Raw genomic sequence first — 23,236 nt, 5'->3', positions numbered from 1 at the left:
GATCACGGATAATAAAGAACATTGCTTATCAGATGTATATCTAAACGAGATCCTGACAACCGAATGCCTGAACAACATCGTTACACGCTCCCAACGGGCGCTTCCGATCAGCGCCAGTTGGGTGAGCTTACGGGTGCCGCCTGCGCAACGCTGGTCGCCGAAATCGCCGAACGTCACGCGGGTCCAGTGGTGCTGATCGCGCCGGACATGCAAAATGCTTTGCGTCTGCATGATGAAATTCGTCAGTTTACTGACCAGATGGTGATGAACCTGCCCGACTGGGAAACGCTTCCCTATGACAGCTTTTCTCCCCATCAGGAAATTATCTCCTCACGGCTCTCCACGCTGTATCAACTGCCCGCCATGCAGCGCGGCGTACTGATCGTTCCGGTAAATACGCTGATGCAGCGTGTCTGTCCGCACAGCTATCTGCACGGTCATGCGCTGGTCATGAAAAAAGGCCAGCGGCTTTCGCGCGACGCCTTGCGCGAACAACTGGACAGCGCTGGCTATCGCCATGTTGATCAGGTCATGGAACACGGCGAATACGCCACGCGTGGCGCATTGTTAGATCTGTTCCCGATGGGCAGCGAATTGCCTTATCGTCTGGATTTCTTTGATGACGAAATCGACAGCCTGCGTCTGTTTGATACTGACACTCAGCGCACGCTGGAAGAAGTCGATGCCATTAATTTGCTGCCCGCACACGAATTCCCGACTGACAAAACGGCCATCGAGCTGTTCCGTAGTCAGTGGCGTGATACGTTTGAGGTGAAACGCGACGCCGAGCATATTTATCAACAGGTCAGCAAAGGCACATTACCTACGGGGATTGAATACTGGCAACCGCTGTTTTTCAGCGAGCCGCTGCCGCCGCTGTTCAGCTACTTCCCCGCCAATACGTTATTAGTAAATACCGGCGATATCGAGACCAGCGCTGCACGCTTCCAGGCCGATACCCTGTCACGCTTTGAGAATCGCGGCGTTGATCCGATGCGCCCGCTTCTGCCACCGGAATCGCTGTGGCTGCGGGTTGATGAGCTGTTTTCTGAACTTAAACGCTGGCCGCGTGTTCAGCTGAAAACCGAGAGTCTGCCGAAGAAAGCGGCGAATACTAACCTCGGGTTCCAGAAGCTGCCAGATATCGCCGTTCAGGCACAGCAAAAAGCACCGTTAGATGCATTACGTAAATTTCTTGAAGGCTTTACCGGTCCGGTAATTTTCTCGGTGGAAAGTGAAGGACGCCGGGAAGCGCTAGGCGAACTGCTCGCCCGCATCAAAGTCGCGCCGAAGCGGATATTGCGACTCGACGAAGCCGTAGACAACGGTCGTTATCTGATGATTGGCTCAGCCGAGCACGGCTTCATCGATAGCAAACGCAATCTGGCGCTGATTTGTGAAAGCGATCTGCTCGGTGAACGCGTGGCGCGTCGCCGCCAGGATTCTCGTCGCACCATCAACCCGGACACGTTAATTCGTAACCTCGCGGAGCTGCATCCCGGTCAGCCAGTGGTGCATCTGGAGCACGGCGTGGGTCGCTATGCCGGTATGACCACGCTGGAAGCAGGCGGCATTACCGGTGAATACCTGATGCTCACTTATGCCAACGACGCCAAACTGTACGTGCCGGTGTCGTCGCTGCATCTGATCAGCCGCTACGCCGGCGGCGCGGAAGAGAATGCGCCGCTGCATAAACTGGGCGGCGATGCCTGGTCACGCGCCCGACAGAAAGCCGCAGAGAAGGTTCGCGATGTCGCGGCAGAGCTGCTGGATATTTATGCCCAGCGCGCAGCGAAAGAAGGCTTTGCCTTTAAGCATGACCGTGAACAGTACCAGCTGTTTTGCGACAGCTTCCCGTTTGAAACCACGCCCGACCAGGCGCAGGCGATCAACGCGGTACTCAGCGATATGTGTCAACCACTGGCCATGGACCGCCTGGTGTGTGGCGATGTCGGCTTTGGTAAAACCGAAGTCGCGATGCGTGCCGCCTTTCTCGCCGTAGAGAATCACAAGCAGGTTGCCGTGTTGGTACCGACCACCCTGCTCGCTCAGCAGCACTTCGACAACTTCCGCGACCGCTTTGCCAACTGGCCGGTACGCATTGAGATGCTGTCCCGTTTCCGTAGCGCCAAAGAGCAAGCGCAGATTCTGGAGCAGGTTGCCGAAGGTAAAATCGATATTCTCATCGGCACTCACAAACTGCTGCAAGCGGATGTGAAGCTAAAAGATCTGGGTCTGCTGATTGTCGATGAAGAGCATCGTTTCGGCGTTCGCCACAAAGAACGTATCAAGGCAATGCGCGCGGATGTAGATATTCTGACTCTGACAGCAACGCCTATTCCACGCACGCTCAACATGGCGATGAGCGGCATGCGCGATCTGTCGATCATCGCCACACCGCCCGCTCGTCGTCTGGCGGTCAAAACCTTCGTGCGCGAATATGACAACCTGGTGGTACGCGAGGCTATCCTGCGTGAAGTTATGCGCGGGGGACAAGTTTATTATCTCTTTAACGACGTCGAAAATATCCAGAAAACCGCTGACAGATTAGCGGAACTGGTGCCGGAAGCGCGCATTGGTATCGGCCACGGGCAAATGCGCGAGCGCGAACTGGAACGCGTGATGAACGATTTCCACCATCAGCGTTTTAACGTGCTGGTATGTACCACCATTATCGAAACCGGGATCGACATTCCCACTGCCAACACCATCATCATTGAACGAGCTGACCACTTCGGTTTAGCGCAATTGCATCAACTACGGGGTCGTGTGGGACGCTCACACCATCAGGCATACGCCTGGCTGCTAACGCCGCATCCAAAAGCGATGACCACCGACGCACAAAAACGCCTGGAAGCCATCGCCTCGCTGGAAGATTTAGGTGCAGGTTTTGCGCTGGCGACCCACGACCTCGAAATTCGTGGCGCTGGGGAACTGCTGGGCGAAGATCAAAGTGGCTCCATGGAAAGCATCGGTTTCTCACTGTATATGGAGCTGCTGGAAAACGCTGTCGATGCGCTCAAAGAAGGGCGTGAACCGTCGCTGGAAGATCTCACCAGCCAGCAAACCGAAGTCGAACTGCGCATGCCATCGCTTCTGCCGGATAACTATATCCCGGATGTCAACACGCGACTGTCGTTCTACAAGCGCATTGCCAGTGCGAAAGGCGAAACCGAGCTGGAAGAAATTAAGGTCGAGCTGATAGACCGTTTTGGCCTGCTGCCCGACCCGGCCCGGACGTTGCTGGATATTGCCCGTTTACGCCAGCAGGCGCAGAAACTGGGGATCAGAAAGCTCGAAGGCAATGAAAAAGGCGGTACTATTGAGTTTGCCGAGAAAAACCACGTTAACCCGGTCTGGCTAATTGGTTTACTGCAAAAACAACCGCAGCACTTCCGTCTGGATGGTCCAACACGCCTGAAATTCATGCAGGAGTTGGGCGAGCGTAAAGCACGGATCGACTGGGTTCGCCAGTTTATGCGCCAGCTTGAAGAAAACGCCGTAGCCTAGCGTCAAGCCGGGTGAGCCCTCCACTCACCCGGCCTGATGAATTTACAAACTCTTTGCACTTCCCTGCACTTCCCGACACTGCAAACCGCCATAATTCTTGTTTACTTTTACATGATAAAAACCACGTAAAAACAATGGATTTATGGTGATGTTAAACAATAAACGACTCTCTCGCTGGTTAACATTTTTTACGCTTGCCGCGACCTTCGCGTTAGCACTTCCGGCCCAGGCAAATACCTGGCCGCTGCCGCCACCGGGAAGCCGCGTGGTGGGTCAGAATGCCGTTCATGTTGTCGAAGACAATGGCGGTTCTCTGGAAGCGATTGCGAAAAAATACAATGTCGGCTTTCTGGCGCTGCTACAGGCCAACCCCGGCGTTGACCCTTACGTACCACGTCCGGGCAGCGTGCTGACTATTCCGTTACAAACTCTGCTGCCGGACGCGCCGCGCGAAGGCATTGTTATCAACCTTGCCGAACTGCGTCTTTATTATTACCAGCCGGGGACAAATTCGGTGACCGTGTATCCTATTGGTATTGGCCAGTTAGGCGGTGACACGCTGACGCCCACAATGGTAACCACCATCTCTGATAAACGTGCCAACCCAACCTGGACGCCTACGGCAAATATCCGCGCGCGATACAAAGCGAACGGGATCGACCTTCCTGCCGTGGTGCCTGCCGGGCCGGATAACCCGATGGGCCATCATGCCATTCGCTTAGCGGCATACGGCGGCGTGTATCTGCTGCACGGAACTAATGCTGATTTTGGCATCGGAATGCGCGTCAGTTCCGGCTGTATTCGTCTACGCGACGGTGATATCGAAACCCTGTTCCGTCAGGTGAAGCCAGGAACCAAGGTCAATATTATCAATACGCCAATCAAAGCATCTGTTGAACCTAACGGCGTGCGCCTGGTTGAAGTACACCAGCCGTTGTCCGAAAAAATCAATGACGACCCGCAATTGCTGCCGATCGTGCTGAACGCATCCATGCAGACGTTTAAGAATGCGGCGCAAACGGACTCTGCCGTCATGGAACGTGCGATGGAGATTCGCTCAGGCATGCCGGTCGATGTCACCCGTCATCACGACGTTGCTCAACAACCGCTGTAATTCAGCGCATAAAAAACCCCCGCTAGATTTTATTCCGCGGGGGTTTTTATTTAACTCGCAGTGGCATTGCGATGGGTTAACTCTTATTTGTAGATAACTGCAGTCCCGTGGAGGGTGTTAGGACCGGTAACAGAAGTAATACGGAAAGACTTCGCTCCCATCTCATCCGCTTTCTGCGCCAGTTGATCTTCCAGAGAACCTAAGTTAGTCCCCGCATTCGCAGAAATAGTACCAACTTTCTGTTGGCCCGCAGGTGTGGCCTGAACTTCAACGGCAGCAAAGCTTGCAAATGAGAGTGAGCTAAGAACAGCAGCAACAAACAGAGTTTTTACGTTTTTCATGATAGTGACCTTTAGCAGATGAATGTATGTCGCAAAGATTAACTTAACGATCGATAGGTAAATCATAGATGTGATCCAGGTCACACGTCAATATTTTTTTATAATGATCGTTATATAAAATATAAAGACCTTATTTTTCATATCAATAGCGTTAAATTATTTTTATCGCTAATCCGCTGGAGTGTGCAGTCGAATATTTTTATAATGGTTATTCAATAAACCCAACAAAGGTACATCGGCGCCATGACAACTGAAATGACAGGTTGTGCTAAAAAAAGCCGTGGCCGACCAAAAGTGTTCGACAGGGAAGCCGCGCTTGATAAGGCCATGACACTCTTCTGGCAGCACGGGTATGAAGCGACATCGCTCGCCGATCTCGTAGAAGCAACCGGCGCAAAAGCGCCCACGCTGTATGCGGAGTTCACCAATAAAGAGGGGTTGTTTCGTGCCGTACTGGACCGCTACATCACCCGCTTCGCGGCGAAACATGAAGCTCAGTTATTTTGTGAAGAAAAAAGTCTTGAGTGCGCGCTGGAAGACTATTTCACCGCAATAGCGACCTGCTTTACCAGTAAAGACACCCCGGCGGGATGTTTCATGATTAACACTTCCGCGACACTGGCGGCCTCTTCCCGGGATATTGCGCACACGGTGAAATCCCGCCATGCAATGCAGGAACAGACGCTTATCCAGTTCCTTCACCAGCGCCAGCAACGAGGCGAAATTCCGTCCCATTGCGACGTGCAAAAACTGGCCGAATACCTGAACTGTATTTTACAGGGTATGTCGATCAGCGCCCGTGAAGGCGCGACATTTGAAAAACTGATGCAGATCGCACACACGACTCTGCGACTGTGGCCTGAACTTATCAAAGTTTAACCCTTTCCCGCTATTTCCCCGCAGTACTGACACCACCGGGAGCTGATTAAGCCCCCGGTTAGATTTCCGCGGATTACCCCTACATTATTCAGTGTTTTCATCATCTTATCCGATCATTTTTTGTAAAATGTATTGATAACAACAATTATTATCAGCAATATTCGCATTTGTTTTAACGCCTGTTTCACAATGTAACTATCGGTTTCTCTACCGCCATAACAAAAACAGATCGACTCTTTTTAAAAGGAATACAAATGCATAAGCGTCTCTGGGTGCTCAATCCTCTCTTGTTGTCTTTAACTCTCCCAGCCATCGCGGCTGAGGAAGATAACCTCATCGTCAATGCCAACCGTAGTCAACGCACCGTGGCAGAAATGGCGCAAACGACCTGGGTTATTGAAGGAAGCGAGATTGAACAGCAGGTTCAGGGGGGGAAAGAGTTCAAAGATGTTCTTGCTCAGTTAATCCCAGGAATCGATGTCAGCAGCCAGGGGCGCACAAACTACGGCATGAATATGCGCGGCCGTGCCATCGTAGTACTGATAGACGGTGTCCGTCTGAACTCCTCGCGTACTGACAGTCGCCAACTGGATTCTATTGACCCGTTTAACATCGCACACATTGAAGTCATCTCAGGTGCAACCTCACTGTATGGCGGCGGCAGTACCGGTGGGTTAATCAACATTGTCACCAAAAAAGGCCAGCCGGAGCGTGAAGTAGAACTCGAACTGGGGAGTAAAAGCGGCTTCAATAACAGTAACGATCATGATGAACGCGTTGCCGCGGCGGTGAGCGGAGGAACCGATCGCGCTTCCGGGCGCATGTCCGTCGCGTATCAACGGTTTGGCGGCTGGTATGACGGCAATCACGATGCCCTGCTGCTGGATAACACCCAAACCGGCCTGCAGCACTCCGATCGTCTGGACGTGATGGGCACCGGGACGATTGAGCTTGACGACAACCGTCAGTTACAACTGGTTACGCAGTATTATAAGAGCCAGGGGGATGACGATTACGGACTGGATCTTGGCGAGAACATGTCCGCCGTGACGGGAAACGGTAAGGCTTATACCAGCAGCGGACTGAATTCCGATCGTATTCCCGGCACCGAGCGTCATCTCATCAGCCTGCAGTATTCAGACGCGGATTTCTTCGGCCAGAACCTGGTCAGCCAAATCTATTACCGTGACGAATCGCTGAAATTCTACCCCTTCCCTACGCTGAGCAAAGGCAAGGTCACCAGTTTCTCCGCATCGCAGCAGGACACAGACCAGTTTGGTGCCAAAATCACCCTCAACAGCCAGCTGATGGACAACTGGGAGCTGACCTGGGGTGTCGATGCCGATCACGAAACCTTCGATTCCAATCAGAAATTCTTCGATCTGGCCTGGTCCCTGCCCTCCGGCGGTATGGACAACCGAACCGCTTATACCACCGGGCGTTACCCCGGTTACAGCATCACCAACTTCGCGCCTTTCCTGCAGAACAGCTATGACATTAACGACATCTTTACCCTCAGCGGCGGTGTGCGCTATCAATGGACCGAAAACAGGGTGGATGATTTCGTTGGTTATGCCCAACAACAGGGAATTGCCACCGGTCTGGCAAACTCCGCCGATACCATTCCTGGCGGTAAAACCGATTACGATAATTTCCTGTTTAACGCCGGTATCCTTGCCCACCTGACCGACCGTCAGCAGACATGGTTTAACTTCTCTCAGGGCGTGGAGCTTCCAGACCCGGGGAAATATTACGGTAACGGCACCTATTCCCTGGTTGGCGATCATTACCAGCTCCAGCGCAGCGTCAACGTGGCGGACTCACGCCTGGAGGGGATTAAAGTTAACTCCTACGAACTGGGATGGCGCTACACTGGCGACAGTCTGCGCACGCAGCTGGCCGCTTACTACTCTACTTCGGATAAATCGATCGTTATCAACCGCAGCGATATGACCATTAACGTCCAGCCCGACGATCGCCGTATTTATGGCCTTGAAGGTGCGGTGGATTATTTCATTGCGGATACGGACTGGAGTCTGGGCGGCAACTTCAACGTCATTAAATCGGAAGTGAAGCAAAACGGTAAGTGGCAGAAATGGGATGTCACCCTGGCTTCCCCGTCCAAAGCCACCGCGTGGGTCGGCTGGGCACCTGAACCGTGGACATTGCGCGTACAGAGCCAGCAAACATTTGATCTGACGGACGCCAGCGGCAATAAGCTGGACGGCTATAACACGATGGACTTTATCGGCAGCTATCAGCTCCCGTTGGGTAAACTGACCTTTAGCGTAGAAAACCTGCTGAATGAAGAGTACACCACGCTGTGGGGACAACGTGCGCCACTGCTGTACAGCCCAACCTACGGTAGCCCGTCACTGTATGAATACAAGGGCCGGGGCCGCACGTTTGGTCTGAACTACGCCTTAACCTTCTGATAAAAAAAGCCCCCCAGCCTGAGCGAATGGGGGGCTAATGTTCAGGATAATGCTATTTTACGCTTTGTTATTTAGTACCAACTGTCCGTTGTTATCCAACGGAATTTGCGCGCCGGGGTCCTTATCCATACGGATTTTCCCCTGCTGATCGCCAATTTTGTACGTCACGTCGTAGCCCAGCATTTTTTCAGATTTGTCATACACCGTTTTACAACGCTGCTGCGTAGTAGTGTACGTATCATTTTCTTGCATCGAACCCTGGATCTGGTTACCTGCATAACCGCCGCCTAAAGCACCGGCCACGGTAGCAATATCTTTACCGCGTCCGCCGCCAAACTGATGGCCGATAACGCCACCAGCAACCGCACCCAGCACGGAACCCGCGATACGGTTTTCATCTTGTACCGGCTTACGGTGCGTGACCGTCACGTTCCGACACTCCTGGCGCGGTGTTTTTACCGACTCTTTAATCGGTGTTGCAGAGACAACTTGTGCATACTGTGGGCCACGCTCGAAAACGTTAAGACTGGCCACCGCTGCAACACCCAGCGCAGCAGCTACGCCAATCCCTATACCCGCCAACATAGATTTATTCACGGGACTTCCTCCTTTTTTGCTATTAGCAACAACTTTGCAACAGAAGGTAAGGAATGCCAATCAGATTACGGATGAAAATAGCACGAGGAGGAGCAAAGGCAGGATGATTCGGAGAACTCTGAAGGAAGGCGCCGGATAAGTACAAACATCCGACGCCATAAGCCGTATTAATGCAGTTTCAGACGCGGGCGGATCACCCGGTTAATGCTGCCAACCAGCATCATCAGACCGGTTTTAAAGTAACCGTGCAGAGCAATCTGGTGCATGCGGTACAGTGAGATGTACACAAAGCGCGCAATACGCCCTTCTACCATCATCGAACCACGGGTCAAGTTGCCCATCAGGCTACCCACGGTAGAGAAGTTAGAAAGTGAAACCAGAGAGCCGTGGTCTTTGTACTGATACGCTTTCAGCGGCTTGCCGTTCATCTGCGCCAAAATGTTGTTCATTGCGCAGCTTGCCATCTGGTGCGCAGCCTGAGCGCGCGGCGGCACAAAACCACCTTCCGGGCGAGCGCAGGAAGCGCAGTCGCCAATCGCGTACACGTCGGGATCTCGCGTGGTCTGCAGAGTCGGCTCAACCACCAGTTGGTTAATACGATTGGTTTCCAGACCGCCAATGTCTTTCATAAAGTCTGGCGCTTTGATCCCCGCAGCCCACACCATCAGATCGGCTTCAATGTACTCGCCATCCTTGGTATGCAGTCCGCCTTCATCAGCGCTAGTTACCATCGTCTGGGTCAGTACGCGTACGCCCAGTTTGGTTAACTCATTATGCGCAGCACTGGAAATACGCGGCGGCAACGCAGGCAGAATACGCTCACCGGCTTCTACCAGCGTAACGTTCAGCGCTTCGTTGGTCAGCCCTTTGTAACCATAGCTGTGCAGCTGTTTTACCGCATTGTGCAGCTCGGCTGAGAGTTCAACCCCCGTCGCACCGCCGCCGACAATGGCGATATTTACTTTGCCGTTAGCGCCCAGATTCGCGGAGTACTTCAGGAACAGATTCAGCATCTCCTGGTGGAAACGACGCGCCTGATGCGGGTTATCCAGGAAAATGCAGTTTTCTTTGACGCCCGGCGTATTGAAATCGTTGGAGGTACTGCCCAACGCCATCACCAGCGTGTCATACGGGACTTTGCGCTCAGGAACCAGCAGCTCGCCTTTCTCATCGCGCAGCTCGGCAAGAGTAATGGTTTTCGCTTCGCGATCGATATCCACCACCGAACCCAACTGAAACTGGAAACCGTGGTTACGGGCATGCGCCAGATAGCTCAGCGCATCCACGCCTTCGTCCAAGGAACCCGTCGCGACTTCATGCAGTAACGGTTTCCATAAATGGCTGTGGTTTCTGTCCACCAGCGTGATTTTGGCCTTTTTCTTGCGCCCCAGCTTTTTACCCAGCTGCGTCGCCATTTCCAGTCCGCCAGCACCGCCGCCGACAATCACGATTCTTTTTAATGGTGTAGTCAACGTGACCCCCTTAAATTTATTAACCAATTGTTAATTAAAAGTTATAGGTATAGCCTTTAATTAACAACAAGTTACGATAATGAAAATGTTCTTCGAGAGTGAGAATAACACGAACGGTGCATTGGTCATACCAAAATTGATGTGTATCAAGTTTTGATGCTGAAAAGATAGACAACACGAACTTTAAGAACAAAAAAACCAGCCCGAAGGCTGGTTTTTTACACGTTCATTGAGGATTAACCTAACGTCTTGAACGCTTTGATGCGCTGCAAATGCGGGGAGATATTCTTAAACTTGTGCGTCTGCTCTTCGTCCCAGACTATCTCGTAAAAATGATGCAGCTCTTCTGACGAACGCTGACTATTGAGCGCTTCATCATGACGTGACAGGATCACCAGGCAGCGATCGCGATTCTTTTCGCGGAAATTGGTCACGCATTTTGTCGCGATATCGGCATACTCTTCAGGCCTGTCGATTTTTCCTTCCATGTTCTCATACGGGAACAGGTTGGGATTAAACACTACCTGACGAATATCACACAGGAAACCAATCCGTTCAGCCCAATATCCCCCCAGTCCCACGCCACAAATCAGCGGACGGTCGTCCACATTAAGCTGCAGCATTTTGTCCACTTCTTTCAGTAGATGCTGCATGTCATGTTTAGGATGCCGCGTACTGTAGCTAATCAGCCTGACATCCGGGTCGATGAACTGTAGCTGCAACACCTTTTCGTGGTTGCCCGGGCTGTTAGAGTCAAAACCGTGTAAATAGATAATCATCGCATCCTCGCCAAACTTGCGTTAATGACCTGCTTTCTCTTCCTGCCAGCGCTCATGAAGCTGGTTGAGCTGGGCGCTTACCGTCTTCCAGCGTGCCGAGTCCATCAGTTCCTGACGTGAAAATGAACCTTTATGATACAAACGTGTAACACGTTCTGCATTGATCGGCGACAGATTATCTAACACACTGACCGCGCCTTTACGATTATTGCAGACAAGGATCATATCGCAACCCGCATCCAGCGATGCCTGACCACGCTCCGCATAGCTTCCCATAATCGCCGCCCCTTCCATCGACAAATCATCGGAGAAAATGACGCCATCGAAACCAAGCTCCTGACGCAGCACCGTTTTCAGCCAGTGTGGCGAACCGCTCGCCGGACGCGGGTCCACGTCACTGTAGATGACATGCGCAGGCATAATGGCATCGAGTTTGTTTTCCGTAATCAACGTCTGGAACACGGACATATCTTTTGCACGAATTTCGGCTTCTGAACGTGGATCGGTTGGGGTTTCTTTATGCGAATCCGCCGTCACTGCCCCATGCCCGGGGAAATGTTTACCGGTAGTTTTCATGCCAGCAGCATGCATACCGTCAATGAAGCGAGTCGCCATAGCCAGCGCTTTCCGCGGATCGGCATGGTAAGAGCGTTCCCCAATCGCCGCGCTGATATGCCCCACATCCAGCACCGGCGCAAAACTGATATCTATATCCATTGCGATCATTTCGCTGGCCATTAGCCATCCGGCGTCCTGAGCCAGATTGCCGCCGTCTTCCAGACCGTGCAGCGCAGCAAAGGATTGGGCCGCGGGCAGACGCGTAAATCCTTCGCGAAAACGCTGTACCCTGCCGCCTTCCTGATCTACCGCCACCACCAGATGATTGCGTGATGCCGCGCGAATCTGGCGCACTAATTCACGCAACTGTTCCGGGTCATGATAATTTCGGGTAAAGAGGATCAACCCACCTACCAGCGGATGCGCCAGAATCTCACGCTCTTCAGCGTCCAGCTCATACCCTTCGACATCCAACATTACTGGGCCCACACTGCTCTCCTTATCCTTTCATTATTAGCTGCCGCCAGGTTTCATCGGCCAGCCTGATAAATTGTCGATCGCCGGTTTGTCGCCAGCGATACTCAAACCACCCCGCTTTCAGCATTATGACCCAGGGCCGCCATCGTCTGACCTGCCGCCACAGCGCGTTTTGTTCAATGTGCGCTCGTTGGGCGTAGGCGCTAACCAGCCGTTGGTGCTGAGATTCGTCGTTGACCCAAACCGCCGCCAGCTCCAGAGCGATATCACCGTCTCCGGCATATTCCCAGTCAATCAGCCGCAGCCCTGATGCTGTACGTACGATGTTGTCACCGTGGACATCCATATGCAGAGGCCCCAGACGCAAAGGTCGAGGCTCACCGCTTTTCCTGAGTCGCTTCAACGCTCGCAACCAGCATGGCGTGCGACGCGCCGGATCGCCACACTGCCAGTACTGTTCGAGTAGCGGCAGCAGACTGATTCGCCAGCCCAATTGGGGTTGTTGGTGCAGATGATACAATAAGCCAGCGAGTTCGTCGGCGTCCGGCAATCTGGATTCAACCTTACCGTGAAAAAAGTCGACCGCCATCCACCCACGTATATAAAAGCGGGAGCGCGGCGCAAGGCTTTCAGGCAGGTGCTTTAACGCGTGATAGTGGCGTAAGAAATGCGATTCCGGCGCGTCAGGGTCGTGATGACAGCGCAACACTAAGCGGTGGGTATCGTGTTCGATGATGCAGCTCCCGCCGCTCAGGCCGCTCTGGTTGGCTACGACGGGATGATACTGCGGGAAATAGCGCGACAACACCTCGTCGCGCGTTAGCCGGTTATTGTTGCTGTACGGCACCTTTACCTGACCAGATTATCTCGCCAGTTTGTACCAGCATTAATTGCATTTGCAGCGCCGGCGAATTGACGTTGCCGGAGGCGCTGGAATAGAGCACATACTGTGCGCCAACGTTACGGGCGATACCAATCGCTTTGCTGCGCGTTCCCAGACTGTCGTTCGGCGACAGACCTAACTGCTGTTTGGCGACAGCCAACTGCTGGGCGGAAACCAGGGTAAACTTGCCGTTATTCGCCAGCGCGTTCCTCAAGGTCTCGGTGGCTTCACCGGCGTTCAACGAGCCGTTGGTCCGGTTATTCACGCTATCAACCAGCAGAACGCCTCCCGCTTTGACACCGTCAGCCTGCAGCATTTTGCCGACCATCGGTTGCATAGCTCCGTTCCAGTCATAGTGACGTTGACGTGGCGTCGGCTGCGCCGTTTGGTCCTCGTGCTCAATCGGACCCGGCTGCTGCGGTATGCTTGGCACCGTTGGTACAACCGGCACCGGCTGTTGCGGCTGCGCGGGCTGTTCCGGCACTGGCTTCACTTCCTCTACGGGTGCGGGCTCACGTTGCGCCACACAGCCAGAGAGAAACATCGCCAGCGCGGCAATCAGTGCGTAGCGATTCATTTTGATCATCAAGATTCACCCCTTACAAATAAAGATAAAGTCTAACCTTGTGCGCCCCCAGAAAATTGGCGCTGCCGTACAGCGTCACCGACGAATGAGCCGGGATAGTCACGCTGCGTGGCGCTTCCAGAGGATGCATTTCCAGTCCTCTGGCGTCATACCAGTAAAACCGATAATGAACGGTAACGGGTTCTTGTCTTTCGTTATAAAGTCGCGAGGATGCTGAGGCCTGAATATCAGACGTGGTTAACGTCGGCTGTTCTGCTGTAATGCCCGCCGCCAGAATCGTTGATTCCATCACCAGCGACTGTTCATCACTTACCGGGATTTCAGGATGTGCCCGACAGCCAGCCAGTAGCAGCAAGCTCAGTGAAAGTGCAATGCATCCTCTGGTCATGCTTACAGACCTTTATGCGCAAGCATTGGACCAAGCACCCGTCCACCCAGCAGGTGCATATGAATGTGATACACCTCCTGACCGCCGTGACGATTGGTATTCATGATTAAACGATACCCATCCGCAGCAATGCCTTCCTGCTCGGCGATTTTCGCCGCTACGGTGATCATGCGACCCAACGCCTGCTCGTGTTCCGCCGTCACATCGTTGACGGTCGGGATCAGGACATTAGGAATGATCAGAATGTGCGTAGGTGCCTGAGGGGAAATATCACGAAACGCAGTGACCAGTTCATCCTGGTACACGATATCTGACGGAATTTCACGACGGATAATTTTGCTGAATATAGTTTCTTCTGCCACGACGTTTTCCTTTTTCATTAACAGCCCAAGCGTTATGCCATGCTACGCCGGGTCACTCTGCGAGTATAGAGTATGAGCGAGTTACTCACGCTCTTTCAACTTTAACCCTCGATTTTTTAAGCAAAAAGCCCTGCCACTGCTGTTCTTATAACCATTTCCCGGCGCTATTGCTTAAGCATAGTACTGAAACAACATTTTACTGATGCCTTCCACCAGCCTCGCAGCCCCTGCTGAAGAGACGGCGATCGTCGAGGGCTACCAGAATAACGGCGCCAGCAACGTTTGGCCGATACCTGGCAGGCGACCATGAATGCCACCCACTCCGAGGTCAAATTTGACAGTAAAATGATGTACGTCGATGCCTATGTCAATAAAGCCGATGGTACGCTGATTGGCCCGTATGGCAGCTATGGTCCGGGCTATGACTACGTCGGAGGTACCGGCTGGAACAGCGGCAAGCGTAAGGTGGATGCCGTCGATGGTAACGTCCCGGAAACCAACTGGAACCCGCAGTCATTGGCTCAGGACGATACCACGCACATGAAATCGCTCTACGCCGCAACACGTATTTCGCTGGCCGACCCACTGCATTTGATTGTCGGCGCGTGTTATACCAACTGGCGTATCGACACCCTCGCCTACAGCATGGAACAAAACCATACCACGCCGTATGCGGGCCTGGTGTATGACATTGACGATAACTGGTCTACGTACGCCAGCTATACCTCAATCTTTCAGCCGCAGAACAAGCGCGACAGTTCCGGTAAATATCTTTCCCCAATTACCGGCAATAACTATGAACTTGGCCTGAAGTCCGACTGGATGAACAGCCGTTTAACCACCACCCTCGCGGTGTTCCGCATTGAACAGGATAACGTGGGCCAATCAACCGGCGAACCAATTGCCGGTAGCAATGGCGACACGGCCTATAAAGCGATGGATGGAACGGTCAGCAAAGGAGTCGAATTCGAAGTTAACGGTGCGATCACCGATAACTGGCAGATGACGTTCGGCGCGACACGCTATGTTGCTGAAGACAACGAAGGCAATGCGGTAAACCCGAACCTATCGCGTACCACAGTAAAACTGTTTACCCGTTATCGCCTGCCAGCCATGCCGGAACTGACCGTGGGCGGTGGGGTTAACTGGCAGAATCGTGTTTATAGCGATACGGTCACGCCATATGGCACATTCCGCGCGGAACAGGGAAGCTACGCCCTGGTCGATTTATTCACCCGCTATCAGGTGACGAAAAACTTCTCTGTGCAGGGTAACCTCAATAACCTGTTCGATAAAACCTACGACACCAATGTCGACGGATCTATCGTCTATGGCGAGCCGCGCAACGTCAGCGTCACCGCCAGCTATCAGTTCTGATTCGAAACACATCACGCTCCACCTGCTCGTCAGGTGGATGCACTGGACTGAGAAAACAAAAAGCCCGCTTAAGTTTCCTTAAGCGGGCTTCTTAAATTTGGCTCCTCTGACTGGACTCGAACCAGTGACATACGGATTAACAGTCCGCCGTTCTACCGACTGAACTACAGAGGAATCGTTGTGGAGGCTTATCTTAGCGGCGAAAAAATTTTTGTCAAACCCCATTTCCCCGAATAAGTTTCAATTGATGCTTCTCTCGACAGTTTGTTGCATTTCCAGACATTTTAAATGGAAAAAACTTTGCAGCTTTTTGGATTCTCCCTCATCATTTGAAATGAGGTTTCAACTTTCTTCTTTAAGGTTCACTTTGAACGTCTCCGCTGCCTTACGCCAGGTCGCTTCCCGCACGCCCTGGTATGCTAAACGCAAGAGTTATAAGGTTCTCTTTTGGCGCGAAATCACTCCGCTTGCGGTCCCCATTTTTCTGGAAAACACCTGTGTGCTGTTGATGGGCGTACTGAGTACCTTCCTTGTTAGCTGGTTGGGAAAAGAAGCAATGGCTGGCGTAGGTCTCGCCGACAGTTTCAATATGGTCATCATGGCGTTTTTTGCCGCCATCGATCTGGGAACCACGGTGGTGGTAGCATTTAGCCTGGGAAAACGAGATCGTCGACGGGCAAGGGCAGCAGCCAGACAATCGCTGGTGATCATGACGATTTTTGCTACCGTGCTGGCAGCGGTCATTCACTCTTTTGGTGAACAGATTATTGACGTTGTCGCCGGTGAAGCAACCCCCGATGTTAAGGCCTTGGCACTCACCTATCTGGAACTAACGGTGCTCAGCTACCCGGCGGCAGCCATTGCTTTGATCGGTAGCGGCGCACTTCGCGGAGCCGGAAATACCAAAATTCCGCTGTTGATTAATGGCGGTATGAATATCCTAAATATCATCATCAGCAGCATCCTGATCTACGGGGTCTTTTCCTGGCAAGGGCTGGGATTTGTGGGGGCAGGACTCGGGCTGACCATTTCACGCTACATCGGTGCGTTCGCCATTATCTGGGTGCTGATGATTGGTTTTAATCCGGCGCTGCGAATTCCCTTCAAAAGCTATTTTAAGCCGCTCAATCTCGCCATTATCTGGGAAGTTATGGGGATCGGTATTCCGGCAAGTATTGAGTCAGTGCTATTTAATGGCGGTAAACTGTTAACGCAAATGTTTGTCTCCGGCATGGGAACCAGCGTAATTGCCGGAAACTTCATTGCCTTTTCTATCGCCGCGCTCATCAACCTGCCGGGGAATGCTTTAGGCTCCGCGTCGACAATCATTACCGGCAGGCGTCTGGGAAATGGTCAGATTGCCCAAGCGGAAATCCAGTTACGCCATATATTCTGGCTCTCAACAATCGGCTTAACCGCCATCGCCTGGCTAACCGCCCCCTTTGCCGGCGTTATGGCCTCATTTTATACCCACGATCAGGATGTAAAAGAGGTCATAGTCATCCTAATTTGGCTCAACGCAGCGTTTATGCCGATATGGGCGGCATCCTGGGTGCTACCATCAGGGTTTAAGGGCGCACGTGATGTGCGTTTTGCGATGTGGGTATCGATGTTGGGCATGTGGGGCTGTCGCGTTGTGGCGGGTTACACGTTGGGAATCGTATTAGGATGGGGCGTAGTCGGCGTTTGGTTAGGGATGTTCTTCGACTGGGCCGTGCGCGCCGCGTTATTTTACTGGCGTATGGTCACAGGCCGCTGGTTATGGAAATACCCTCGTCCCGAGCGTGAAAAGTGCATAAAACAACCGGTTGCGTCTGAATAAGCGGCGAAATGGGGAATATTTCAGCAAACGATCGCATTTATCTATTCAGGCTTTGACAACGCTGAGTGGCATCGCTAATATTCGCCTCGTTCACACGATTCCTCTGTAGTTCAGTCGGTAGAACGGCGGACTGTTAATCCGTATGTCACTGGTTCGAGTCCAGTCAGAGGAGCCAAATTCTTGTTTTCATGCTTATCTGTACGTCTCTATTTATTTACGATTCAGTAAGTTAGCGTGAAAATTCTTCCCGATGCGTATCTGGTTTTCTCTCCGCATCCGGAAAATTTGGTGGTCAGATTTGGGGTCAGTTTGGTTCGATTCTGGAGTGACCCCCAAATGTCTTTAAATGATTCTAAAATCCGCAAGTTAAAACCCTCTTCCCGTCCTGTAAAACTCTCCGATTCCCATGGTCTGTATCTGCTCGTCAATCCGGGTGGTTCGCGTATCTGGTATCTCAAATTTCGCTTCGGTGGCAAAGAATCCAGAGTCAGTCTCGGCGCATATCCGCTGGTTTCTCTCGCTGACGCCCGGCAGCAGCGCGACGGTATCCGTAAGTTACTGGCACAGAATATCAATCCGGCGCAGCAGCGTATGGTGGAAAAAGCAGCCTGTTCGCCCGAGAAATGTTTTAAAGCGGTGGCGCTGGCATGGCATAAAACCAACAAAAAATGGTCGGCTGATTATGCCACCCGCATTCTCGCCAGTATGGAAAACCATATTTTCCCGGCGATTGGTCACCTGCCCGTCACGGTGCTGAAAACGCAGGATTTCACCGCATTATTGCGGGTTATTGAGGACAAGGGCTTTCTGGAAGTCGCGTCCCGAACCCGCCAGCAACTCAGCAACATCATGCGTTATGCCGTTCAGCAGGGGCTGACCGAAAGCAATCCGGCACAGCATCTGGAAGGCGTGACTGCCTCCCCCGTAAAGAATCACTATCCCGCCCTGCCGCTGGAACGGTTGCCTGAACTGCTTGACCGTATCGGCGATTATCAACAAGGGCGCGAGTTAACCCGGCTGGCGGTGGTGCTGACGCTGCACCTGTTCATCCGCTCCAGCGAACTGCGTTTTGCCCGCTGGAGTGAGATTGATTTCAGAAATAAAATCTGGACCATCCCCGCCACCCGCGAAGCGATCGAGAAAGTGCGGTTTTCAGGCCGTGGTGCAAAAATGCGCACCGCGCATATCGTGCCGCTCTCACTGCAGGCGATTGCCATTCTGAAACAGATACAGGAACTCTCCGGCCATCTGGAACTGGTGTTTCCCGGCGACCATAACCCCTATAAACCGATGAGCGAAAACACCACCAACCGGGCGCTGCGTCTGATGGGCTATGATACAAAAACCGATGTGTGCGGACACGGACTGCGGGCAATGGCCTGTAGCGCGCTGGTCGAGTCAGATCTCTGGTCGAGGGATACAATGGAACGGCAGATGAGCCATCAGGAGCGAAACAGCGTGCGGGCAGCGTATGTGCACAAAGCGGAACATCTGGAAGCCCGCAAGGCCATGATGCAGTGGTGGTCAGATTATCTGGATGTGTGCCGTGAAGGGTATATTGCGCCGTATATTTATGCGCGGCAGCACAGAGCGGCCTGAACCATTGACAGTGTCATTGGTTGAAAACAGAAAAGCTGTTTCCGGTTGTCCGGGAGCAGCTTTTTTGCATTGAAAGGTGTTGCCTTCTTTTTTCCCGTTATTCATCGGAAAGCGTACAGAATTATTCTAGGGTGAATAATTCCGGGCGAAAACCTATCAATACCTCAGCCATCAATAGGTATATATCGAAAATAATTCACGGTGAATCATTTCTGGTCATCGTTGCCAACCCCCAGCCAGAAACTGATGGACCAGCACGCCATCACTGCACCACTCTTTCGTTGCCAGTCAGTGGCAGGACTGCGCCAGATATTGCCGGATACATATCGATCTGCGCCAGTTGCAGCCTTTTAAGCCCTTTGGCCTTTTCCGGTCAGGCGCTGTTACCCTTAGTCACCCCTTACCCTTTCTGGCCTTTTTCTTTAGCTGGCATAGGTCGGAGTGCCAACTGGCTGCTGCACCAGAAACGAGTACAAAACCCGATGACTGTCATGCACCGCTCCGCCGCCCGTACACCTGCGCCACATACCGTCCACGTCCGTCGCCATGACCCAGATCCATCGCCGTCATCGCCAGCGCTTCTTTTTCACTGGCTCCCTGTGCCAGATAATGGTGAATGGCATCCTGCGCCCACGCATAACGCAGGGAGTGCGGGGAATATGCGCCAGTTAACCCGAGACGTGATGCCTGACCGTGCCAGTATTTCATCGCGCTTTTCAGATCGGGCTTTTCGATCAGCCTGCCGTGACGCTGCTCAGCCACCGCCAGCGCAGCATCTACCACCTTTCTGACTGCACCAGCGTCCAGAATAATCGTCTAGCGGGGCCGCCCGCCTTTGGTACCAAAGACCACGGTTAGCCGGGAGTCACCCCGCTCCAGCGCTTGTTTCCATGTGTTCAGCGACTGCGCACTCTGTACCGCTTCCTGCGAGCGTAGCCCCATCAGCCTTGAAAGCTCCAGCGCCGCCGCCAGCCCCGGATCTTTTGCGCGGGCAGTTTCCAGCACATGACGGTAATGCTCCGGCGTGATGGCCCGTTTTGTCCCGTTGCGGGATGCGCCGGACAGCCCCAGCGCCCGGTTACTGAGCCGCCCGCTCTGCGCCAGTTTATCGCGTCCGGCCTGTTTCAGAATGCAGCGCACCGCCGACATCTCGTTTTGCAGGGAACGCCTAGTGATGTCCTGCACCAGTCGCGCCCGGACGTACTCTTCAATATGCCGGGATTTCAGTTGTTCCACCCGGCGGATCTGCACGTTCTGCCCCATCAGACGCTCACAAAGCCGCTGCACCAGCGCCATGCGATCGTGGACCGTTTTATGGCTGCCGCCCGCCTGCTGCGCCAGCTTCTTCATTTCCTGCGCCAGTATCCCCATACACTCCGCCCTTCATGATTGCAGCAAATCAATAACCCAAAACCTGATACAGCTTTCCCCGGCGCGTGGGCCGATAGCCCCTGGGTTTTGTCGGGGCTGCGAACGATACCTGAGCGCCGGGGCGGCAGCCGTTGAGGTGTTATGGGGCGTCGGTTGTGCTCTCTGAGCAGCCGCCCGCGTTAGCGGGTTATCCCCCGGATCGTCCTGATCCCCCTCCGGTATCGGTTCATGTTCTCCTTATGCGTCAAATAGGTTGAAAACGCGGTGTCAGAATCCCGTCATGGGCTGGCGCAGTTGATTTCTCTGGGGCAGATCAGAATGATTGCGTGCGTCACTTTCCCGCTCTGCGCGGTTAAAGTGACGCACTGGACTGGTGCAGTGTTTTTAAAATCACAGGCTGGTGCAGTTTTACGGTCACGCGGCAGCAAAGCCTGTCGGCAATGCAGGCAGCAGCCCGTTATACAGAGGGGGCTGACGCTCCGGTTCAGGGAGCGTCAGTGTTTACAGTACAAATCCGTAGTGAGAGCCATCCGGCAGTTCAATATCAAGGCGTAGCTTGCCGCCGGTCGCCTCAACGTAACGTTTCAGCGTGGACAGTTTCAGGTCGCGCCCCGGTTTTTCCATACCGGCAACAGTAGGTTGTCTGATGCCCAGCACCTGCGCCATTTCGACCTGCGTTTTCTGTACTTTCTCGCGCAGTTCGGCAAGGTGGATGTTGAGCAGGATGTCCGTCGCCATCGCCTGAGCTTCGGCCACGACTTCAGGTTTTTCATCCGCAATAAGCTGTTCCAGCGTTCTGCCCATCGCGTTACTCCTTCTCTTTTATTGTGTTCAGCCAGTTCGTGAATTCCCGATCTGCAACCGGGAGCATCTCATCGTAAAAACGTTTTTCATTGCCGACCTTATTTCCGGCACAAAGTACAATGCCGGTACGGGTCGGATCAAAAGCGAAAAATGCCCGTATCGGATCACCCCGACTTTGAATACGCAACTCTTTCATGTTGCTAAAGCGGGAGCCTCTGAGCGTATCGGCATAAGGTCTGGACAAACCCGGCCCCTTTTCACGCAGGACCAACAGCGCTGCAAGCACGCTGGCCCGATCGGTATCATTGAGCGAGGAAAACCAGTGATCAAACATATCCGTTGTTTTAATCGTCCACACGGGACCTCCTGAATAATATAGGTTAAAAGTTATATAGGTGTAAAGCTATAAAGATGATTATGAAACGATGGAATGAGGGATTCATGCGTCGTTGCTGCAAAGCTGAAGACGCATTCGGGTATTTCAGTGAATGGCATGCATAGCATTCACCGTTTTACGATCTGTACCGAAAAACCAGTTCAGATATTGACGCAATGTGAAGTGTGACCTTAACTGCAACGCAGTCCGACATTTTCAAAGGTATTGTCGGTAAAGGGACGACCAGCCTGAAATCAGGCCGCTTCTTGCAGGTCGTGAAGCGTATAAGGGCGCCCCGAAGGGCCATTTGTTGCAGAGAGAAAATAATGCGAATGTGACGGGTGCCGAAAGAGGAAACTGTTTTTGCCTGAAAAACATTTCCCGCTGATTTGGTTAAATGCTGAGTTGCCGCACGTCACTGGCATGCTCCCGATCTCTCATCTGCAGGGGCAGGAAAAAGATCGGGAGGGCCGTTTTTCTTATCGGTATTCTGGTTTACGGTAGCGTGAAGGCCAGATTTTTTCAGGCGCAACATCTAACGCTTCAGCAATCAATCTTTCGCCTTTAGGCCAGCGGCGGGTAAGCGCATTTGCCAGCGTGGAGGATGCCAGCCCTGCCTGACGCGAAAGCGCTGACAGCGAAGTGCCACGTTTTTTCAGTCCGGCGATAATGTCGGCGGGATGCCAGTCAGACTGCATCATGCTTTGATATCCACACCGTCAATAAACTTCACGCCGCCGGCGGTACGCAACCAACGCGGGGCTTTCATTTCCGCAGCGAAGTAGTTAATCAGGTCGTACAGCAGCCAGCTAAGGTACTTCTCCGTTTCAGAGGCAAATCCCAGCCCCGACAGGGTTTGTGTGATAGCAAGGCAGTAACGACAAAGCTCCGTACATTCAGGCTCGAACCGGGGAGTGGTCGCAGGGAGAGTGTCAACGGTCAGGCTTTCAACCAGATGGGGTGGAACAGGTTCTAACAGTGTGGGTTGCAGCAGCGTCAGGCACGTGTTAATTCTGCCGCAAAGCGCCATTTTCAACGCGGGATCGTTGCTTTCAATCAGGGTTTCGGCAAAGGTTTCGCAGTGACTGGCGAGTATGGTGAAATCCGTAGTGGCACTGAAAGGAACAGCAAGTGACGGGTGTGTCTGAGTGGGGATCGTAGCCATAAAGGCATCCTCCTGTAACGGGTAATAAACCCACCACCTGAGAGGTCAATCTCATGGGTGGTGGACTGAACAAGGTTGACCTTACCGGTGTTACAGGAAACCGGCGCATCTTGCGATGCCCCTGCCCAGCCCACCATTGAGATGTAGCTGAACGCACGACACAAAAAAGACGCTTGCGCGTCATGTGTCGCCTGTAACAATTTCAGGAGGTCAAGCCCGGCACCTGATTTTGCAGGTGCGGGTTTAAGATACCGTTTTCGGTCGAAAACGGCAAGGGGAAGTCGTGGAAGGAAGATCGCAGATTGTTAAAAAAATAAAACCACAACACCAAATTCAAACAA

The 23,236-nt window shown here is 52.9% G+C and carries 20 protein-coding genes, 2 tRNA genes and 2 pseudogenes; 8 read left to right on the top strand and 16 right to left on the bottom strand.

The genetic code is table 11. The annotated features are described in order from the left end of the window. Window positions 1-63 precede the first annotated feature (63 nt). Both mfd and WC7_RS16255 read left to right on the top strand, forming a co-directional pair. Window positions 64-3,510 carry a transcription-repair coupling factor gene (gene mfd, locus WC7_RS16250; RefSeq protein ID WP_016152681.1) on the top strand — a complete coding sequence of 1,149 codons (3,447 nt, stop codon included), beginning with the start codon at window positions 64-66 and terminating at the stop codon, window positions 3,508-3,510. Window positions 3,511-3,658: 148 nt separating this feature from the next. Further along, the gene (locus WC7_RS16255; protein ID WP_016152680.1) at window positions 3,659-4,624 is read left to right on the top strand and encodes a L,D-transpeptidase LdtC; all 966 of its coding nucleotides are present in this window, start codon (window positions 3,659-3,661) and stop codon (window positions 4,622-4,624) included. An 83-nt stretch (window positions 4,625-4,707) separates the two neighbouring features. On the opposite strand, the gene bhsA is transcribed toward WC7_RS16255, so the two are convergent. After that, window positions 4,708-4,965 carry a multiple stress resistance protein BhsA gene (gene bhsA, locus WC7_RS0124440; RefSeq protein ID WP_029139491.1) on the bottom strand — a complete coding sequence of 86 codons (258 nt, stop codon included), beginning with the start codon at window positions 4,963-4,965 and terminating at the stop codon, window positions 4,708-4,710. Between the two features lie 243 nt (window positions 4,966-5,208). On the opposite strand from bhsA, the gene comR reads away from it, so the two are divergent. Further along, window positions 5,209-5,844, top strand: a complete 636-nt coding sequence (gene comR / locus WC7_RS16260; protein WP_016152678.1) for a TetR family copper-responsive transcriptional repressor ComR — start codon at window positions 5,209-5,211, stop codon at window positions 5,842-5,844. Window positions 5,845-6,098: 254 nt separating this feature from the next. Continuing rightward, on the top strand, window positions 6,099-8,279 hold the full coding sequence (locus WC7_RS16265; RefSeq protein ID WP_016152677.1) for a TonB-dependent siderophore receptor: 2,181 nt from the start codon (window positions 6,099-6,101) through the stop codon (window positions 8,277-8,279). A 57-nt stretch (window positions 8,280-8,336) separates the two neighbouring features. On the opposite strand, the gene WC7_RS16270 is transcribed toward WC7_RS16265, so the two are convergent. The 8 genes from WC7_RS16270 to hinT all read right to left on the bottom strand — a co-directional run bounded on the left by WC7_RS16270 (window position 8,337) and on the right by hinT (window position 14,381). Beyond that, on the bottom strand, window positions 8,337-8,876 hold the full coding sequence (locus WC7_RS16270; protein ID WP_003030814.1) for a glycine zipper 2TM domain-containing protein: 540 nt from the start codon (window positions 8,874-8,876) through the stop codon (window positions 8,337-8,339). Window positions 8,877-9,043: 167 nt separating this feature from the next. Further along, window positions 9,044-10,348 (bottom strand): NADH-quinone dehydrogenase, encoded by a 1,305-nt coding sequence (gene ndh, locus WC7_RS16275; protein ID WP_016152676.1) that lies wholly within the window; start codon window positions 10,346-10,348, stop codon window positions 9,044-9,046. A gap of 236 nt (window positions 10,349-10,584) precedes the next feature. Then, window positions 10,585-11,127, bottom strand: coding sequence for an alpha/beta hydrolase YcfP (gene ycfP, locus WC7_RS16280; protein WP_003030817.1), 543 nt, complete (start codon window positions 11,125-11,127; stop codon window positions 10,585-10,587). A gap of 21 nt (window positions 11,128-11,148) precedes the next feature. Further along, window positions 11,149-12,174 carry a beta-N-acetylhexosaminidase gene (nagZ, locus tag WC7_RS16285; protein ID WP_016152675.1) on the bottom strand — a complete coding sequence of 342 codons (1,026 nt, stop codon included), beginning with the start codon at window positions 12,172-12,174 and terminating at the stop codon, window positions 11,149-11,151. Window positions 12,175-12,184: 10 nt separating this feature from the next. Beyond that, window positions 12,185-13,009 (bottom strand): thiamine kinase, encoded by an 825-nt coding sequence (gene thiK / locus WC7_RS16290; protein WP_016152674.1) that lies wholly within the window; start codon window positions 13,007-13,009, stop codon window positions 12,185-12,187. Further along, entirely contained in the window at window positions 12,990-13,631 is a 642-nt protein-coding gene (lpoB, locus tag WC7_RS16295) for a penicillin-binding protein activator LpoB (RefSeq protein ID WP_016152673.1), read from the bottom strand. The genes thiK and lpoB overlap by 20 nt, the downstream gene beginning before the upstream one ends. Before the next feature lie 13 nt (window positions 13,632-13,644). Beyond that, window positions 13,645-14,019, bottom strand: coding sequence for a YcfL family putative periplasmic lipoprotein (locus WC7_RS16300; protein WP_016152672.1), 375 nt, complete (start codon window positions 14,017-14,019; stop codon window positions 13,645-13,647). A 2-nt stretch (window positions 14,020-14,021) separates the two neighbouring features. Next, a complete protein-coding gene (hinT, locus tag WC7_RS16305) occupies window positions 14,022-14,381 on the bottom strand; it encodes a purine nucleoside phosphoramidase (protein WP_016152671.1) in 360 nt (119 codons plus the stop codon). Window positions 14,382-14,654: 273 nt separating this feature from the next. Between hinT and WC7_RS16310 the strand changes: the two are divergent. After that, window positions 14,655-15,758, top strand: a pseudogene (locus WC7_RS16310) (TonB-dependent siderophore receptor); the annotation flags it as partial. A gap of 98 nt (window positions 15,759-15,856) precedes the next feature. Here the strand turns inward: WC7_RS16310 and WC7_RS16315 are convergent. Further along, window positions 15,857-15,932, bottom strand: a tRNA-Asn gene (locus WC7_RS16315). A gap of 160 nt (window positions 15,933-16,092) precedes the next feature. Between WC7_RS16315 and WC7_RS16320 the strand changes: the two genes are divergently transcribed. The 3 genes from WC7_RS16320 (at window position 16,093) to WC7_RS16330 (ending at window position 19,179) form a co-directional block, all read left to right on the top strand. Further along, window positions 16,093-17,580, top strand: a complete 1,488-nt coding sequence (locus WC7_RS16320) for an EmmdR/YeeO family multidrug/toxin efflux MATE transporter (protein ID WP_304412543.1) — start codon at window positions 16,093-16,095, stop codon at window positions 17,578-17,580. Window positions 17,581-17,679: 99 nt separating this feature from the next. After that, window positions 17,680-17,755: transfer RNA gene (locus WC7_RS16325), tRNA-Asn, on the top strand. A 161-nt stretch (window positions 17,756-17,916) separates the two neighbouring features. Then, complete coding sequence (locus WC7_RS16330) at window positions 17,917-19,179, top strand: tyrosine-type recombinase/integrase (RefSeq protein WP_016152668.1); 1,263 nt, start codon at window positions 17,917-17,919, stop codon at window positions 19,177-19,179. Between the two features lie 489 nt (window positions 19,180-19,668). Here WC7_RS16330 and WC7_RS0124435 read toward each other — a convergent pair. The 6 genes and pseudogenes from WC7_RS0124435 to WC7_RS26940 all read right to left on the bottom strand — a co-directional run bounded on the left by WC7_RS0124435 (window position 19,669) and on the right by WC7_RS26940 (window position 23,095). Then, window positions 19,669-20,550: pseudogene (locus WC7_RS0124435) on the bottom strand (integrase domain-containing protein). Window positions 20,551-21,051: 501 nt separating this feature from the next. Beyond that, window positions 21,052-21,354: a helix-turn-helix domain-containing protein gene (locus WC7_RS16335; RefSeq protein WP_003842125.1), complete on the bottom strand. Its 303-nt coding sequence runs from the start codon at window positions 21,352-21,354 to the stop codon at window positions 21,052-21,054. A gap of 4 nt (window positions 21,355-21,358) precedes the next feature. Then, complete coding sequence (locus tag WC7_RS16340; protein WP_003842123.1) at window positions 21,359-21,712, bottom strand: type II toxin-antitoxin system RelE/ParE family toxin; 354 nt, start codon at window positions 21,710-21,712, stop codon at window positions 21,359-21,361. 497 nt (window positions 21,713-22,209) lie between these two features. After that, a complete protein-coding gene (locus WC7_RS16345; protein ID WP_003842122.1) occupies window positions 22,210-22,431 on the bottom strand; it encodes a helix-turn-helix domain-containing protein in 222 nt (73 codons plus the stop codon). Continuing rightward, complete coding sequence (locus tag WC7_RS16350) at window positions 22,428-22,895, bottom strand: hypothetical protein (protein ID WP_016152665.1); 468 nt, start codon at window positions 22,893-22,895, stop codon at window positions 22,428-22,430. Before WC7_RS16350 ends, WC7_RS16345 begins: the two co-directional genes overlap by 4 nt. Then, window positions 22,787-23,095, bottom strand: coding sequence for an ash family protein (locus tag WC7_RS26940; protein WP_231390970.1), 309 nt, complete (start codon window positions 23,093-23,095; stop codon window positions 22,787-22,789). Before WC7_RS26940 ends, WC7_RS16350 begins: the two co-directional genes overlap by 109 nt. Window positions 23,096-23,236: the final 141 nt, after the last annotated feature.

Source organism: Citrobacter sp. KTE151 (genome assembly GCF_000398845.1).
GTDB classification, from domain to species: Bacteria; Pseudomonadota; Gammaproteobacteria; order Enterobacterales; family Enterobacteriaceae; genus Citrobacter; species Citrobacter braakii.
Note: the sequence above shows the minus strand (reverse complement) of the source record. Positions and strands in the feature narration are given on the sequence as shown.